Annotated in this window: 17 protein-coding genes, 1 pseudogene and 1 riboswitch; of the genes and pseudogenes, 1 reads left to right on the plus strand and 17 read right to left on the minus strand. The window is 64.2% G+C overall.

The window, feature by feature from the left end:
* Positions 1-7: 7 nt before the first annotated feature.
* The 7 genes from trpA to hisI all read right to left on the minus strand — a co-directional run bounded on the left by trpA (position 8) and on the right by hisI (position 6,152).
* Positions 8-820, minus strand: coding sequence for a tryptophan synthase subunit alpha (trpA, locus tag OW521_RS02600; RefSeq protein WP_268022690.1), 813 nt, complete (start codon positions 818-820; stop codon positions 8-10).
* Positions 820-2,202, minus strand: coding sequence for a tryptophan synthase subunit beta (gene trpB / locus OW521_RS02605; RefSeq protein ID WP_268022692.1), 1,383 nt, complete (start codon positions 2,200-2,202; stop codon positions 820-822). The genes trpA and trpB overlap by 1 nt, the downstream gene beginning before the upstream one ends.
* Positions 2,203-2,302: 100 nt before the next feature.
* Positions 2,303-3,121: an indole-3-glycerol phosphate synthase TrpC gene (trpC, locus tag OW521_RS02610; protein WP_268022694.1), complete on the minus strand. Its 819-nt coding sequence runs from the start codon at positions 3,119-3,121 to the stop codon at positions 2,303-2,305.
* A 2-nt stretch (positions 3,122-3,123) separates the two neighbouring features.
* Positions 3,124-3,396 carry an HGxxPAAW family protein gene (locus OW521_RS02615; protein ID WP_268022696.1) on the minus strand — a complete coding sequence of 91 codons (273 nt, stop codon included), beginning with the start codon at positions 3,394-3,396 and terminating at the stop codon, positions 3,124-3,126.
* Between the two features lie 89 nt (positions 3,397-3,485).
* Positions 3,486-4,016: a Trp biosynthesis-associated membrane protein gene (locus OW521_RS02620; protein WP_442781294.1), complete on the minus strand. Its 531-nt coding sequence runs from the start codon at positions 4,014-4,016 to the stop codon at positions 3,486-3,488.
* A gap of 59 nt (positions 4,017-4,075) precedes the next feature.
* Entirely contained in the window at positions 4,076-5,668 is a 1,593-nt protein-coding gene (locus tag OW521_RS02625; protein WP_268022699.1) for an anthranilate synthase component I, read from the minus strand.
* 55 nt (positions 5,669-5,723) lie between these two features.
* On the minus strand, positions 5,724-6,152 hold the full coding sequence (hisI, locus tag OW521_RS02630; RefSeq protein WP_268022700.1) for a phosphoribosyl-AMP cyclohydrolase: 429 nt from the start codon (positions 6,150-6,152) through the stop codon (positions 5,724-5,726).
* Positions 6,153-6,241: 89 nt separating this feature from the next.
* Between hisI and OW521_RS02635 the strand changes: the two genes are divergently transcribed.
* The gene (locus tag OW521_RS02635; protein ID WP_265980752.1) at positions 6,242-6,886 is read left to right on the plus strand and encodes a TIGR03085 family metal-binding protein; all 645 of its coding nucleotides are present in this window, start codon (positions 6,242-6,244) and stop codon (positions 6,884-6,886) included.
* 99 nt (positions 6,887-6,985) lie between these two features.
* Here OW521_RS02635 and hisF read toward each other — a convergent pair whose 3' ends face one another.
* The 10 genes and pseudogenes from hisF to rpe form a co-directional block, all read right to left on the minus strand.
* Positions 6,986-7,762 carry an imidazole glycerol phosphate synthase subunit HisF gene (hisF, locus tag OW521_RS02640; RefSeq protein ID WP_236817181.1) on the minus strand — a complete coding sequence of 259 codons (777 nt, stop codon included), beginning with the start codon at positions 7,760-7,762 and terminating at the stop codon, positions 6,986-6,988.
* Positions 7,763-7,786: 24 nt separating this feature from the next.
* Positions 7,787-8,647 (minus strand): ATP phosphoribosyltransferase, encoded by an 861-nt coding sequence (gene hisG, locus OW521_RS02645; RefSeq protein ID WP_268022705.1) that lies wholly within the window; start codon positions 8,645-8,647, stop codon positions 7,787-7,789.
* 137 nt (positions 8,648-8,784) lie between these two features.
* On the minus strand, positions 8,785-9,048 hold the full coding sequence (locus tag OW521_RS02650) for a phosphoribosyl-ATP diphosphatase (RefSeq protein WP_078105460.1): 264 nt from the start codon (positions 9,046-9,048) through the stop codon (positions 8,785-8,787).
* Between the two features lie 116 nt (positions 9,049-9,164).
* The gene (ribH, locus tag OW521_RS02655) at positions 9,165-9,650 is read right to left on the minus strand and encodes a 6,7-dimethyl-8-ribityllumazine synthase (RefSeq protein ID WP_268026113.1); all 486 of its coding nucleotides are present in this window, start codon (positions 9,648-9,650) and stop codon (positions 9,165-9,167) included.
* A 56-nt stretch (positions 9,651-9,706) separates the two neighbouring features.
* On the minus strand, positions 9,707-10,408 hold the full coding sequence (gene ribA / locus OW521_RS02660; protein ID WP_268022709.1) for a GTP cyclohydrolase II: 702 nt from the start codon (positions 10,406-10,408) through the stop codon (positions 9,707-9,709).
* Positions 10,405-11,024, minus strand: a pseudogene (gene ribB, locus OW521_RS02665) (3,4-dihydroxy-2-butanone-4-phosphate synthase). The gene ribA and the pseudogene ribB overlap by 4 nt, the downstream one beginning before the upstream one ends.
* A gap of 71 nt (positions 11,025-11,095) precedes the next feature.
* Positions 11,096-11,734: a riboflavin synthase gene (locus tag OW521_RS02670; RefSeq protein WP_268022712.1), complete on the minus strand. Its 639-nt coding sequence runs from the start codon at positions 11,732-11,734 to the stop codon at positions 11,096-11,098.
* Positions 11,734-12,885 (minus strand): bifunctional diaminohydroxyphosphoribosylaminopyrimidine deaminase/5-amino-6-(5-phosphoribosylamino)uracil reductase RibD, encoded by a 1,152-nt coding sequence (gene ribD, locus OW521_RS02675; protein ID WP_268022714.1) that lies wholly within the window; start codon positions 12,883-12,885, stop codon positions 11,734-11,736. Before ribD ends, OW521_RS02670 begins: the two co-directional genes overlap by 1 nt.
* Positions 12,882-13,580 carry a nicotinamide riboside transporter PnuC gene (gene pnuC / locus OW521_RS02680; RefSeq protein WP_268022716.1) on the minus strand — a complete coding sequence of 233 codons (699 nt, stop codon included), beginning with the start codon at positions 13,578-13,580 and terminating at the stop codon, positions 12,882-12,884. The genes ribD and pnuC overlap by 4 nt, the downstream gene beginning before the upstream one ends.
* An 84-nt stretch (positions 13,581-13,664) precedes the next feature.
* Positions 13,665-13,819, minus strand: a riboswitch (FMN riboswitch).
* Positions 13,820-13,898: 79 nt separating this feature from the next.
* Positions 13,899-14,561, minus strand: coding sequence for a ribulose-phosphate 3-epimerase (gene rpe, locus OW521_RS02685; protein WP_265980754.1), 663 nt, complete (start codon positions 14,559-14,561; stop codon positions 13,899-13,901).
* Between the last annotated feature and the right edge of the window lie 5 nt (positions 14,562-14,566).

Genomic DNA, 14,566 nt, shown 5'->3' on the forward strand with positions numbered 1-14,566 from the left:
TCCTTTTCTAGGCCTGCGCTGTTGCCCGGCCGAGGCCGGCGCTGAGGTTCTTGGTGAGTTGCGCGACGGCGTCAACGCCGCCGTCGCGGATGGCCGCAACCAGTGCGGTACCGACGATCACGCCGTCCGCGTATGCCGCAATCTCGCGGACGTGGTCCGCGTTGGAGACTCCGAGCCCGACGCAGACCCGTTCGGCGCCGGCTGCATGGGTGTCCGCGACGACCTTCTCGGCGCTGCTGCTGACCGACTGCCGGGTTCCGGTGACACCCATGATGGACACGGCGTAGACGAAGCCGCGGCTCGCCTCCACCGTCATGGCCAGGCGTTCCGGCGTGGACGATGGTGCCACGAGGAACACCCGGTCCAGTCCGTACTTGTCGGATGCCGCAAACCATTCGGCCGCTTCGTCCGGAATGAGGTCCGGCGTGATGAGTCCGGCTCCCCCGGCTTCGGCCAGCCTGCGGGAAAACTCGTCAACACCCATGCGCATCACGGGGTTCCAGTAGGTCATGACCAGCACTGCGGCGTCCGTGGCTGCGGTGATGCCAGCCACGACGTCGAAGACACTGGCCACGCGGAATCCATTGGCGATTGCCTCCGTTGTCGCAGCCTGGATGACAGAGCCGTCCATGACAGGGTCCGAGTAGGGGACGCCGATTTCGATGAGGTCTGCGCCGTTGCGGGCCATGGCAATGCCGGCATCGATGCTTGACTGAACGTCCGGGTAGCCTGCGGGCAGGTAGCCGATCAACGCGGCCCGGCCTTGTGCCTTGGCGCGGTCGATCGCGGCCGCGGACTTGCTGGTCATCTGCTCAGTCATCAGTTCTGGTCCTTGCTTGCTTCTTCAATGCTGATCTCAAGGTTGCTGCGTTCCGCCGGACCCTTGGGCTTGCGGGTGGAGAGCGTGGTTCCCTTGACGTTGCCGTTTTCATCCAGCATGTCGAACCATGCCGCCGCCGTTTCCACGTCCTTGTCACCGCGTCCAGACAGGTTCACGATGATAATCGTGTCCGCCGGGTTCTCCTTGCCCTCAGTGAGCTTCTTGCCCACCTTGATGGCCCCGGCGAGGGCGTGGGAGGACTCGATGGCGGGGATAATGCCCTCTGTCCGGCAGAGCAGGCGGAACGCGTCCATGGCTTCGGTGTCGGTAATGGGCTCGTACGTCACGCGGCCGATGTCCGCGAGGTAAGAGTGCTCAGGTCCGACGCTCGGGTAGTCCAGGCCGGCGGAAATCGAGTGCGATTCGATGGTCTGGCCGTCCTCGTCCTGCATGAGGTAGGACCGGGCGCCGTGCAGCACACCGGGGCGTCCGAGGGTGATGGCGGCTGCGTGACGGCCGGTTTCCACCCCGTCTCCGCCGGCCTCAAAGCCGTAGATCTTCACGGAAGCGTCGTCCAAGAAGCTGTGGAAGATGCCGATGGCATTGGAACCGCCGCCGATGCAGGCGCAGACGGCGTCCGGCAGCCTGCCTGCCTGCTCGAGGATCTGGGCGCGGGCTTCCTCGCCGATGACTTCGTGGAAGAAGCGGACCATCGCCGGGAACGGGTGGGCTCCAGCCGCGGTGCCCAACAGGTAGTGCGTGTTGTCCACATTGGAGACCCAGTCGCGAAGGGCGTCGTTGATTGCGTCCTTGAGGGTCTGTGAACCGTTGGTCACAGGAACCACAGTGGCGCCCAGGAGTTGCATGCGGGCAACGTTGAGGGCCTGCCGCCGGCAGTCCTCAGCGCCCATGTAAACCACGCATTCCAACCCCAGGAGCGCAGCGGCCGTGGCGCTGGCAACGCCGTGCTGGCCGGCACCGGTCTCAGCGATGACGCGCGTCTTGCCCATGCGCTTGGCCAGCAAAGCCTGGCCCAGGACGTTGTTGATCTTGTGGGATCCGGTGTGGTTCAGGTCTTCGCGCTTGAGGAAAATGCGTGCCCCGCCAGCATGCTCGGAGAAACGCTTCGCTTCCGTGAGCAGTGACGGACGTCCCGAGTAGTTCTTGTTGAGATCCTTCAGCTGGGCGAGGAACTCAGGATCGGCCTTGGCTTTCTCGAACGTGTCCTGGACTTCGTCCAGCGCGGCGATGAGGGACTCAGGCATCCAGCGTCCGCCGTATGAGCCAAAGTACGGCCCTGCGGCGTTGCGCAGCGAAGCTCCGCCTTGTAGGAATGCGTCGGCCGCATTCTCTTCCGAGTTGGCTGTTGGTGCGTCCACCATCAGTCTCACCGTCCTGTTCAGTTGGTAGTTGAGTTTTTCCAGGAGCCGCAGGACAGCCGCCAGCCGCGTTGTCCGTTCCAGGCCGCGAATCAGGACAGTCTCAGGTCCTGACCGCCATGGCGGCAGCTCCAGCCGCCTTGAATTCGCCGATTCGCTCCCGCGGGGTGTTGTCGCTCACGAGTGCCTCGCCCACAAGAATCGCGTGGGCACCATTTCTTGCGTAATGCGCGACGTCGTCGGCGTTCCGCACCCCGGATTCCGCCACGACAACCGCTCCCGACGGAATGCTTCCGGCGAGAGAGGCAAACAGTGAGCGGTCGACGTCGAGCGTCTTGAGGTTGCGGACGTTCACCCCGATGATGCGTGCTTGGGCCGCGGCCGCACGTTCGATTTCCTCGGGTGTGTGCGTTTCCACGAGGACGTTCATGCCGAGTTCGTGGCTCAGCTCGCTGAACTCCCGCAACTGTGCATCGGAAAGCGCCGCGACGATCAGCAGGATGAGGTCCGCACCGTGGGCACGGGCTTCCCAAATCTGGTACTCGTCAACCGTGAAGTCCTTGCGCAGCAGCGGAATGTCGACGGCGGCCCGGACAGCGTCCAAGTCCGCCAAGGAGCCGTTGAAGCGCCTCTGTTCGGTGAGGACACTGATCACGGAGGCGCCGCCGTCGGCGTATTGGACTGCGAGTGCCGCCGGGTCCACGATGCTCGCGAGATCGCCCTTGGAGGGGCTGCGGCGCTTGATTTCAGCGATGACCTTCAGGTCGTCGCGGCTGGCTGACGGGCCACCCAGGGCAGCCCACGCGTCCAGCGCGGGCGCCGTGGAGGCGGCGCGCTCTTTCAGCTCGTCGAGGCCAACAAGGCGCCTGCGAGCCTCCATGTCCTGCCTGACACCGCCGATGATGTCATCAAGAACCGTCACAGTCAGTGGCCGGCGTTCTTCAGCTTGCTGCCGTCGACGCCGTAGCCGGCCTTGCGCATGGCCCAGCCCGCAATCAAGCCGGCCCCCATCACGACGATGCCGGCGATGAAAATGGGGGTGCTGGCAATAACAAAGGCGATGGAGGACACCAAGGCCCCTACCAGCATGACAATCACGCAGGTCCACGCGGCCGGGCTGTTGCCGTGGCCGATGGCGTCGCTGTGGCTCGCAGCGGTCACAGGGGCCTTGCTCGCGGACACTGTGGTTTTGCTCATGTGAAAATCTCCTCAGGATGAATACTGCTTACATTCTGCCATTTATTGACGGCGCCCGGGACATCGTCCGACCTCCGGACAGTCGAGTCTTACGTGGGGTCTTCTCCACGCGAAAGGCTGTCCCAACTGTCGATCTCGTCGACCGGACCGGAACCCGCGCGCGCTGTCCGGCTGGCGACGTCATACTTGGTGCGCGCCTTCCAGCGCCTGCCGGCGAGCGGCAGCAGGCCGCCACACAGGGCCAGCAAACCGGCAGCTACGACGGCGAGAATCGGGAACGCCGTGGACGACGCAGCTGCTCTACCACCCGAGATCCCGGTGGTTGCCGCAATGGTTCCTTGCGCCGCACCAAGGGGGTCTGCCAGGACCGTCACCGCGGCAATGATGATGCCTGCCGAGGCAAGCACGATGATCGTGGCGATGATCCAACGCGAAACCTTGCCCGCAATGGAAGATGCCAGTCCCCCGGCAAGGGCGACGAGCGCGAGTGCGGTCACCGCAGTGGCGGCCTTGCTCCCCTGAACGTGGAGGTCGGCATTCGCTGCGGCAGCGGGGTCGAGCCGGACGTTGATCCAAGTCTGCGTGGTGGTCCCGAAGACGGCGAGGGCAAGAATTGCCATGGCGAGCACGACATTGCCCTTCCGTGCCCACACGGGAGGCTTCTGAGGGGCAGCAGCGCTCACGGGGTGGGGTTCCCGTCCGCAGTTTCGGCCGACACCTCGGCGGCGGACACCGCGTCCGGTGAAATGTTGTGGAGCGATCCGGCGGTGTGCACAGCACGCAAGGGGGCCGCCGCCTTGTTGACGCTTTCCAGTGCCTCGGTTGGCTTGTGGGAATCGGCCACAATGCCGCCCCCGGCCTGGACATAGGCCCGCCCCTCGCGCAACAGAGCCGAACGGATGGCGATCGCCATATCCATGTCGCCTGCGAAGTCCAGGTAACCCACCACTCCGCCGTAAATGCCGCGGCGGTGCGGTTCGAGTTCGTCCAGGAGCCGTAGTGCGCGCGGCTTGGGCGCACCGGAAAGCGTGCCGGCGGGGAAAGTCGCCTTCAGCACGTCGTATGCCTTGGCGCCGGGAGCCAATTCGCCGACCACCGTGGACACGAGGTGCATGATGTGGCTGAAACGTTCGACTTCCATGAACTGCGTGACGTCCACGGTTCCGGCTACGCAGACCTTGGAGAGGTCGTTGCGTGACAGATCCACGAGCATCAAGTGCTCGGCACGTTCCTTCTGGTCCGCGAGCAGCTCGGTGGCCAGGGCCTTGTCTGCCTCAACAGTCTTGCCGCGGGGCCGGGACCCGGCAATCGGGTGCGTGATGACTTCATTGCCGGTCACTGTCACAAGCGCCTCAGGAGAAGAGCCGACAATCGTGTATTCACGGCCGTCCGCGTCTTCAAGGCTGAAGAGGTACATGTACGGGCTCGGGTTGGTGTTGCGCAGCACGCGGTACACATCCAGCGGGTCCGCGGCGCACTCCATTTCGAAGCGGCGCGAGATGACCACCTGGAAGACTTCGCCATCTACGATCGCTTCCTTGCCGCGATCGATCGCGTTCAGGTAATCCTTCTCGTCCCAGCGTTCCTGCACGCTCGAGGCGAAGTCGAGGGCCTCGGATTGCAAGACGGACACCGGCTGCTTCACGGGCGCGCTGATTTTGTCCAGCAGCCCCTTAACCCGGGCGACGGCGTCGTGCCAGGCTTCGTCCACGCGCTCCGAGCTGTTGTCGAAGTTGATCGCGTTGGCGATCAACAGGACGGTCCCATCCATGTTGTCGTGGACGGCCATGTCCGTGACGAGGTTCAAAGCCATTTCCGGTAGGTGGAGGTCATCCTCCGGCGGGCTGGTCAACTTCTCCCAATGCCGGACCGTTTCCCAGCCGAGGAAACCTACCAAGCCCGAGGTGAACGGAGGAAGATCCGGAAAGCGGTCGGTCTGCAGGGCCGCTACGGTGTCCCGGACCGCATCGACGGGGCTGCCGTCTACAGGCACGCCGACGGGAGGCTCGCCGATCCAGTGGGCCTGGCCGTCCTTGCTGGTCAGCGTGGCACGGGAACGGGCACCGATGAACGAATAGCGGGACCACGCTCCCCCGACGGCCGCCGATTCCAGGAGGAAGGTGCCCGGCTGGCCCTGGGCAAGCTTGCGGTAGAGCCCGATGGGAGTCTCGGCGTCGGCGAGTACCCTGAGCCGGACCGGGATGACCCGGCTGTGTGCGGCGAGTTCGCGGAACTCCTCCAGGCCCGGGCTGATGATTCCAAGGTCCTGCATGGTTTGTGTTCTCCGCCTCTTCTTGTTTTGCCTAAAGTGGATGGTGGGTTGTGGCCTAGTCCCGCTCGCCGGTCACGGCGCCAAGGCTCCGGTCATCGAAACATGTGCGCGTACCGGTGTGGCAAGCAGCTCCTACCTGATCGACGCGGACCAGGAGGGCGTCGCCGTCGCAGTCCAAAGCCACCGACTTGACGAACTGGACGTGCCCGGAGGTGTCTCCCTTGCGCCAGTATTCCTGGCGGGAGCGCGAGAAGAAGGTCACGCGGCCAGTGGTCAGGGTCCGATGCAACGCTTCGTCATCCATCCAACCGAGCATCAGCACTTCATCGGTGTCGAACTGCTGGATGATCGCTGCCACAAGGCCGGCAGAATCGCGCTTGAGCGCGGCGGCCAGCTCATGAGGGAGCGGACTTCCGGGTTCGACGACGGGCTCCGCGGCGGAAGCGGCAGCGGGCGTGGCTTGGGGTGTTGACTGCTCAGACATCAGATCAAGTCTAGTGCCTCCTGTAGACCCGAAATTCAGTGGCGGTTCCACTGCGCAACAGAGGGCGTCTCGTGCTAGTTTCACAAGTGATGCATTTCGTCGATCCCTCCCGCGAAGTACTGGCCGAAACACTCCTGGCGGCCGGACCTGACTCCCCCACGCTCTGCGAAGGGTGGCTGACCAGGGACCTCGCGGCGCACCTTTACCTGCGAGAACGCAAAGCGGCCGCCGGTATCGGCTTGTTCGTCAAGAGCCTTGCGAGGGCTTCGGACAAGGCCACGGCCAAACTGGCCTCGAAGCTCAAGACCACGGAAGATTACGCCGAGCTGGTCAACACTTTCCGCTCGGGGCCTCCTGCCTTGTCCCCCTTGAAAATCAAAGCCCTCGACGAGTCCTCCAACCTCATTGAATATTTCGTGCACACGGAAGACATTCGCCGGGCTGGAGACCGTTGGGCTCCGCGGGCCCTCGATGAGGAATACTCGGACGCCCTGTGGGACGAATTGATCAAGCGTGCTGCCATTCTCTACCGGGGCGTGGACCTCGGAATCGTCTTGGTACGCCCCACCGGTCCCCGCCATGTCGCCAAGCGCGCTCCCGTGTCCGTCGCCATCGTGGGCGAGCCCGGCGAACTGCTGATGCACGCCCATGGCCGCACGCATCACGCCTTGGTCACCTTTGAAGGCCAGCCGGACGCCGTCGCACTGCTCCAGTCAGCCGAAGTCGGCCTCTGACCCGTCCTTTAAACCCCAACTGACTCGCAGTTGTGGTCGTTATGAGGGCTCAAAACGACCTTAACTGCGAGTCAGTTGGGATGGACTGGGTTGGGCCCGCTAGCGGACCAGGAAACCTGCTTCGCGAATCGCGGCCTTGACCTGGGCGATCATGTCGTCCGGACCGAAGTGGAACACCGAGGCTGCCAGAACGGCGTCGGCACCTGCTTCCACTGCGGGCGGGAAATGCGCCGGCTCTCCCGCGCCCCCGGATGCGATGATCGGGATGTGCACCGCCGCCCGGACCAGGCGGATGAGCTCGAGGTCGAAACCGTCCTTGGTGCCATCGGCGTCAATGGAGTTCAGGAGGATCTCCCCCACACCACGGTCCGCGGCTTCCTTGGCCCAGGCAATGGCGTCAATTCCGGTGCCCTGGCGTCCACCGTGCGTGGTCACCTCGAAGCCGGAAGCCGTGGGCTCGGAGCCGGGCCTCGTCCGCCGGGCATCCACCGACAAGACAAGCACCTGCGATCCGAAGTGGCGGGTGATCTCGTCGATGACGTCCGGGCGTGCGACGGCCGCCGTGTTGATGGAGGCCTTGTCCGCGCCGAAACGCAGGAGCTTGTCCACTTCGGCCACGCCTCGGACACCACCGCCGACGGTCAACGGGATGAAGACTTCCTCGGCGGTGCGGCGAACGACGTCGAACGTGGTTTCCCGGTTACCGGAAGAGGCCGTGACGTCAAGGAAAGTGAGCTCGTCCGCCCCGGCGTTGTCATAGCGGTGCGCCAGCTCGACGGGGTCTCCGGCGTCGCGAAGGCCCTCGAAATTGATGCCCTTGACTACACGGCCGGCGTCGACATCTAGGCAAGGGATGACCCGTACTGCTACAGCCATTGCTACTCCTGGAATTGTCTCGTGTCAGATGCGGCAGGCGTGGATGCTGCCGACCAGGATGGCGCGGGCGCCGAGGTCGTAGAGCTCGTCCATGATGCGGTTGGTTTCCTTTTTCGGAACCATGGAACGGACGGCAACCCATTCGGAGTCGCGCAGCGGAGACACCGTGGGCGACTCGAGACCCGGGGTGAGGGTGGCTGCTTCTTCCACGAGGTCCTTGCGGATGTCGTAATCCATGAGCACGTACTGGCGGGCGACGAGCACGCCCTGCAGGCGCCGGATGAGGACCTCGATCTCCTTCGCGGTACCGTTCGCGGCGCCGCCCTCGCCGGTGCGGCGGATCAGGACGGCTTCGGACTTGAGGATCGGCTCGCCGAAGATCTCCATGCCGGCGGCTTTGAGCGTGTTGCCGGTTTCGACGACGTCGGCGATTGCGTCAGCGACGCCGAGACGCACGGAAGACTCCACGGCGCCGTCGAGACGGACTACTTTGGCTTTGACGCCGCGCTCGGCGAGGTAGTCGCGCAGCAGGCCGTCGTAGCTGGTCGCGAGGCGCTTGCCCTCGAGCTGCTCGACGGCGGAGAAGTCACCGACGGGACCGGCGAAACGGAAGGTGGACGCAGCGAAACCCAGGGGAAGCAGTTCTTCGGCTTCCACCTGGGCGTCCAGCAGGAGGTCGCGGCCGGTGATCCCGACGTCGAGGGTTCCCTGGCCGACGTACACGGCGATGTCGCGGGGACGGAGGAAGAAGAACTCAATGTCGTTGTCAGGATCGACCATGACCAGTTCGCGCGTATCACGGCGCTGGCGGTATCCCGCCTCAGACAGCATCGCGGAGGCGGCTTCGGACAGGGATCCCTTGTTGGGGACGGCTACTCGCAGCATGAGGGGACTTTCTTGGGGAGTGGAAGGGGATGTTTCAGGCATTGTGCCCACGGCTGTGTTCTCACACGGCACCGTGGGCGCGGGGGCCACGCTGGTGCTTCGTCAAACCTTTTCAGGCCCCGACGGAGCGGACGTGGCTAGAGATGCTTGTAAACGTCTTCCAGGCCCAGACCCTTGGCGAGCATCAGGACCTGCAGGTGGTAGAGCAACTGGGAGATTTCCTCGGCCGCGGCCTCGTCGGACTCATATTCCGCAGCCATCCAGACTTCGGCGGCTTCCTCCACGACTTTCTTGCCGATGCCGTGGATTCCGGAGTCCAACTCGGCGACGGTGCGGGAGCCTGCCGGACGGGTCGCTGCCTTTTCGCTCAGTTCTGCGAACAGCGTCTCGAAATTCTTCACGCCCTACAGCCTACTTGCTCGGGGCCGGAGACCGCCTGTCGGGGCATTGCATGACGAAAGGATGTGAGCGAACGCACTATGCAGTCCGGTACGCCCACACCCCTTTCGTCGATTTGCTACGCGTACTGCTTGAGCGTCAAAGCCGTGACCAGAGCGGCAGTCACGGCTTCGTGCCCTTTGTCCTCGGACGAGCCTTCCAGTCCGGCGCGGTCCAGTCCTTGCTGCTCGGTGTCACACGTGAGCACGCCGAAGCCCACCGGCACGCCGGTGCGGACGCTGACTTCAGTGAGTCCCGACGTCGCGGCCTGGCACACATAGTCAAAGTGCGGCGTACCGCCGCGGATGACGACGCCCAAGGCAACTACCGCGTCAAAATGCGTTGCCAGACGTGCTGCCGCTACGGGAAGCTCAAAGGCCCCTGGGACGCGCAACACCGTGGGCTCGGCGATGCCGGCTTCCTTCGCCGCGCGCAGTGCTCCGTCGAGGAGCCCGTCCATGATCTGGGTGTGCCAGCTCGCAGCCACAATGGCGAGCTTCAGCTGGTGGGTTTCCTCCGGGTTGAAGGTGGTGAGGTCGATGGTGGGCGCGCCGTGTCCGCTCATGGGTGTGTGGTAATCCATTCAGTCTTGTTAGAACAGTCAAGTCTTGTTAGTGCAGTTCAGTCTTGTTCGAGTTCAAAAGTGCCGGCACTTATATGGGTACCGGCCGGTTCGGTGTCGCCGAGTGTCAGCCGGTGGTCCATGCGGTCCTTCTTGGTTTGCAGGTACCGCAGGTTTTCTTCACGCGACGGGACCTCGGTGGGCACCATCTCGACCACCTTCACGCCAGCCGCTGCAAGCCGGTTCTGCTTGTCCGGGTTGTTGCTCAGGAGGCGGATTTCGTGAAGGCCCATTTCGGCCAGGATCTGGGCGGCGGCCTTGTAGCAACGGGCATCAACGGGCAGTCCGAGCTGTTCGTTGGCCTCAACCGTGTCGAATCCGGCCTCTTGCAGCGCGTAGGCCTTGATCTTGTTGGCCAGCCCAATGCCGCGGCCTTCCTGGCCTCGCAGGTAGAGCAGGGTGCCGCCCTCTTCGCGAATCAGTTCAAGGGCATAGGCCAGCTGTTCGCCGCAATCGCAGCGGTACGAGCCGAAGACATCCCCGGTAAGGCACTCGGAATGCAGGCGCACCAGTGGCGCCTTTCCTGCGCGCGGCGTGTTCGGGGAACTCACCGCCAAGTGCTCCGCCCCGGTCACATGGTCGGTCCAGGCCTGTGCCACGAACTCGCCGAAGGCAGTGGGCAACTGGACTATCGGCCCGCCGCTCACCGGATGGGGTGTGCGCGCCGCCCTGCCGCCGTCGTGCGTTGTCGATGTGGTCATCGCTGCTCCTCGTTTCCTGCTGGACTTGCAACCTGGTGTTCGCCCTCCGACGCCGCCACGTAAGCCACGAGGTCCTCGATCGAAATCAAAGGGCACCCATGCTCGGCAGCGAACTCCCGGAGGCTGTCCAAACGCATCATTTCACCATCGTCATGAACCAACTCAGCGATCACGCCCACCGGGGCAAGCCCCGCAAGCCGGCAGAGATCAACTGCCGCCTCGGTATGTCCCGGACGTTCACGCACTCCCCCTTAACGGCCCGGAGCGGAAAAATATGCCCGGGCCGGGTGATCGAGGACGGGGTGCTGCTGGAATCGGCCAGGATCCGGGCCGTAAGTGCCCTGTCCGTGGCGGAAATACCGGTACTCACTCCTACGGCGGCATCACAGGACACCGTGTAGGCCGTGCCCTTGGCATCTTCGTTGACTACGACCATGGGCGGCAGCGCGAGGGCGTCAGCCCTCGACTCCTCAAGGGGAACGCAGATCACTCCCGAGCTGTGGCGGATGGTCCAGCCCATGAGGGCAGGCGTCGCATGCTCGGCGGCGAAGATGATGTCGCCTTCGTTTTCGCGGTCTTCATTGTCCACGACAATGACGGGACGGCCTGCTGCCATCGCCTGCACGGCCTTCTCAACGGGATCCAGCCCCTGCCGGACCGCCGTCGCGCTGCCGTTGTGTTCGGCGCTCACAGGGCTACCTCCCCGGTCGCTGCCGGAATGCGGAAGGACAGCAGTCGCTCGGTGTACTTGGCGAGCACGTCCACTTCGAGGTTGACGCGACCGCCGGTGGCCTTCGCCCCAAGTCCCGTTTCGTCCAGCGTGGTGGGGATGAGGCCAACCTCAAACCATGGATTCTCTTCTTCCGCGGGACTGACGGCAGTGACCGTCAGCGAGACGCCGTCGACGGCGATTGATCCCTTTTCGGCGATGTACCGTGCAAGCGGGGCCGGGACAGCGAAGCGAAGGCGGTCCCAGTTGCCCAGCGACTCGCGCTCAAGAAGCTGCCCGACGCCGTCGACGTGTCCCTGCACGACGTGGCCGTCCAAGCGGCCGCCGGCTTCGACGCAACGCTCAAGGTTCACGGTGTCGCCGACGGTCAGCTCCCCAATCGTGGTCCGGACGAGGGTTTCGCCCATGACGTCAACGCTGAACTCCTGGCCGTCGATGTCCGTTGCGGTGAGGCACACACCGTTGACTGCGATCGAGCCGCCCAGGCCCAGTCCTTCGGCGGTCGTGGGGGCCATCAGGCGCAGCGTGGCACTGGCCTCGCCGTCGTGCTCGACAGACAGGACCGTGCCTTGTTCAGCAACGATTCCGGTAAACATCAGTGTCCTCCTATGGTGGTATCCGAGGCGTCCTTGCCCGGAAATGGTTCATGGTGTTCGGTGGGCGACTTAGTCCACGCCGGCTTGTTTCCGTCCGATGGTCCGGACCTCAAATGCAACCGGAGGTCACGGCCCAGTGCATGGACGGCGCCACCACCGGCGTCGTCCCAATTCCAATGCTGGGCGTCAGCCAGGGTGATGATCCCGAGGTCCATCAAGGCAGGTGTACCGGCGCCCAACAGCGTGGGCGCAAGATAGACGATCAATTCATCAACGAGACCCGCGGCGAGGAAAGCGCTTAGGATGCGGGAGCCGCCTTCCACCATGACGTGCCGGACGCCTTCGGCGAAGAGCAGTTCCAAGGCCTCGGCCGGGACGCGGGTTGGCAGCTGGATAAACTTGCCGTCGGTCCCCCGCACCGCCGCGTCAGCGGGAACTTCGCGCATCCCCATGACGGCTCGGAGCGGCTGGCTTTCCGATTCCTGGCCATCCGTTTCCCGTGCCGTCAGCCGCGGGTTGTCTACCAGGACGGTTTCCGTCCCTACCAGAATGGCGTCAATCAGGCGGCGCAATCCGTGATTGTCGGCCAGCGATTCCGGACTGGAGATCCATTGGCTGGTCCCGTCCGTGGCGGCAATCCTGCTGTCCAGGGTCTGTGCAATGTGAAGCGTGACGAACGGGCGCCTGGCCTCGACAGCCCGGAACCATTCGCGGTTCAGCTTCAGGGCCTCCGCCGCGGCCAGCCCGGACTGCACGTCCACTCCGGCGGCGCGCAGCGTGCCGGCACCTCCTGCGGCGGGATCGTGGGGATCGTCCACGGCGTAGACCACGCGGGATATCCCGGCGTCAATGATTGCCTTGGTGCACGGCCCCGTACGCCCGACGTGGTTGCATGGCTCCAAGGTCACCACCATGGTTGTCCCGGTGAGGTCCAAGCCCTTTGCCTGAGCCTTCGCGATCGCATCCGCCTCTGCATGCGCCGTGCCGGCGCCGCGGTGGTAGCCGGTGATGAGCTGCTGCCCGTTGGGCCCGAGCACCACGGCTCCCACCAACGGATTGGCGCCGCGGTGTCCCCGGAGGGCCACGTGCAAGGCAATGTCCATGGCTGCGGACTCAGCGTCAGAGAAGTCTCGGTTCGTTGCGTCACTCATGGGAGGGCTCCTACTGGTTCGGGCTCGGCCGTTGGCATGATTGCTTGGCTTTCACGTCGCTCTGCCCGCCACCACACGAAGAATCCAGCAAGCGTGAAGAAGCCGTAAAAGAGGTACATGAAAGCGCTGGCGAAGTAGCCTGCGCTGAAAAGCAGCGGGACTCCCACGATGTCCACGGCCACCCAGATCAACCAGAATTCGGTCCAGCCGCGTGCCATGCCGTAGGTCGCCAGGAGTGAACCCATGAAGGTCCAAGCGTCGGCCCATACGGGCGGGTAGGAACCCATGGAATCGAAGACGGGAGTCAGGGCGGCGGTTCCGGCAAACATGGCTGCCACCATGCCGATGCGGACTTTGGGGCTTGCCCAGCTGGGCACAATGGCCCGTCCTTGGGTGCCGGTTTGAAGGCCTTGGCGCCAGCGATACCAGCCATAGGCGGCGACGCTGATGAACATGATCTGGCGTCCTGCCTGGCCCCAGAGTGTTGCTGGCGAGGCCGCACCGAAGACGTTGCCAAGAAAGACCGTCAGCAGGAGCAGGTTGCCTGCGATCCCGATGGGCCATGCCCAGACTTTGCGGCGCATACCGCCCAGGGCGCTGGCGAGCCCGAAAATATTGCCTAGCACTTCGCGAAGAACCAGTACAGATCCACCTACGGGGATCTGTGCTTCGAAGAGCCATCGCAGAAAGTCCATGTCGTTCCTTCCCTCGAATGCCGCGATGGCTCCGGGGGTGTACGACAGCGCAATGCCGGGCGCACGAAACGCCAAGGCATGACTGTACGTGCTTCTCCCATCCAGACTTTAACTGTCGGTACCGGAATTCCACCAGTTCAACCGTCCGCCGTCGTGATTCCCGTGAAGGAAACGCGATGGCTCGCGGGTCGCGGACTATAACCGCCGGTTCGGAATTACACCGACCCCGGAGCACGTATGTGTGTTGCTATTCTGTCACAACTGGGGGCATTGCCGATGTATTCCCGGACCTATACGTAAGCAATTGCGTCATTGTTGTCACATTGCCGCCAGGCCCGCGGCGCGCAGCCGTTCAATAGCGGCAGCGGGGTCTTTATGGCCGTAGACGGCGGATCCGGCGACGAACACATTCGCACCTGCCTCGGCTGCCCGGACAATGGTTTCCTCCGTGACGCCGCCATCAACCTGGATTGCGACGCCAATTCCGGATCCGTCGATCGCGGCACGCGCCCGCCGGATCTTGGGCAGCGTAACGTCCAGGAAGGACTGCCCACCGAAACCCGGTTCCACGGTCATAATGAGGAGCATGTCGAGTTCGCTGAGCATGTCCAGGTATGGCTCCACGGGGGTCGCCGGACGAAGGGCCATGCCTGCCTTGGAACCGCGCGCGCGGAGCTCGCGGGCGAGCTTGATGGGAGCCATCGCCGCTTCCGCGTGGAAGGTCACGGACGCCACACCGGCGTCTGCGTAGGCCGGCGCCCAACGGTCGGCGTCGGCGATCATCAGGTGGGCGTCCAGCGGGACCGGGCTCACAGCCTGGATCCGCTCCACAACCGGCAGGCCGAGCGTCAGGTTGGGGACAAAATGGTTGTCCATCACATCGACGTGGACGGCGTCGGCGTTGCTGATTCTCTTCAGCTCGGCTTCCAGGTTCACGAAGTCCGCGGACAGGATGCTCGGGTTGATACAGCACTCGGTCAAGGCAG

It is taken from the genome of Arthrobacter sp. MMS18-M83 (assembly GCF_026683955.1).
Taxonomy (GTDB): domain Bacteria; phylum Actinomycetota; class Actinomycetes; order Actinomycetales; family Micrococcaceae; genus Arthrobacter.

Coding starts and splice junctions, on each gene's coding strand:
- hisI (WP_268022700.1), bottom strand. CDS start 6,152: ATGTCTGAGCAGTCAACACCCCAAGCCACGCCCGCTGCCGCTTCCGCC.
- hisG (WP_268022705.1), bottom strand. CDS start 8,647: ATGCTGCGAGTAGCCGTCCCCAACAAGGGATCCCTGTCCGAAGCCGCC.
- ribH (WP_268026113.1), bottom strand. CDS start 9,650: ATGAGCGGACACGGCGCGCCCACCATCGACCTCACCACCTTCAACCCG.
- trpB (WP_268022692.1), bottom strand. CDS start 2,202: ATGGTGGACGCACCAACAGCCAACTCGGAAGAGAATGCGGCCGACGCA.
- ribA (WP_268022709.1), bottom strand. CDS start 10,408: ATGACCACATCGACAACGCACGACGGCGGCAGGGCGGCGCGCACACCC.
- OW521_RS02625 (WP_268022699.1), bottom strand. CDS start 5,668: ATGCAGGACCTTGGAATCATCAGCCCGGGCCTGGAGGAGTTCCGCGAA.
- OW521_RS02635 (WP_265980752.1), top strand. CDS start 6,242: ATGCATTTCGTCGATCCCTCCCGCGAAGTACTGGCCGAAACACTCCTG.
- OW521_RS02620 (WP_442781294.1), bottom strand. CDS start 4,016: ATGGCAATTCTTGCCCTCGCCGTCTTCGGGACCACCACGCAGACTTGG.
- trpA (WP_268022690.1), bottom strand. CDS start 820: ATGACTGAGCAGATGACCAGCAAGTCCGCGGCCGCGATCGACCGCGCC.
- OW521_RS02615 (WP_268022696.1), bottom strand. CDS start 3,396: ATGAGCAAAACCACAGTGTCCGCGAGCAAGGCCCCTGTGACCGCTGCG.
- pnuC (WP_268022716.1), bottom strand. CDS start 13,580: ATGGACTTTCTGCGATGGCTCTTCGAAGCACAGATCCCCGTAGGTGGA.
- OW521_RS02670 (WP_268022712.1), bottom strand. CDS start 11,734: ATGTTTACCGGAATCGTTGCTGAACAAGGCACGGTCCTGTCTGTCGAG.
- hisF (WP_236817181.1), bottom strand. CDS start 7,762: ATGGCTGTAGCAGTACGGGTCATCCCTTGCCTAGATGTCGACGCCGGC.
- ribD (WP_268022714.1), bottom strand. CDS start 12,885: ATGAGTGACGCAACGAACCGAGACTTCTCTGACGCTGAGTCCGCAGCC.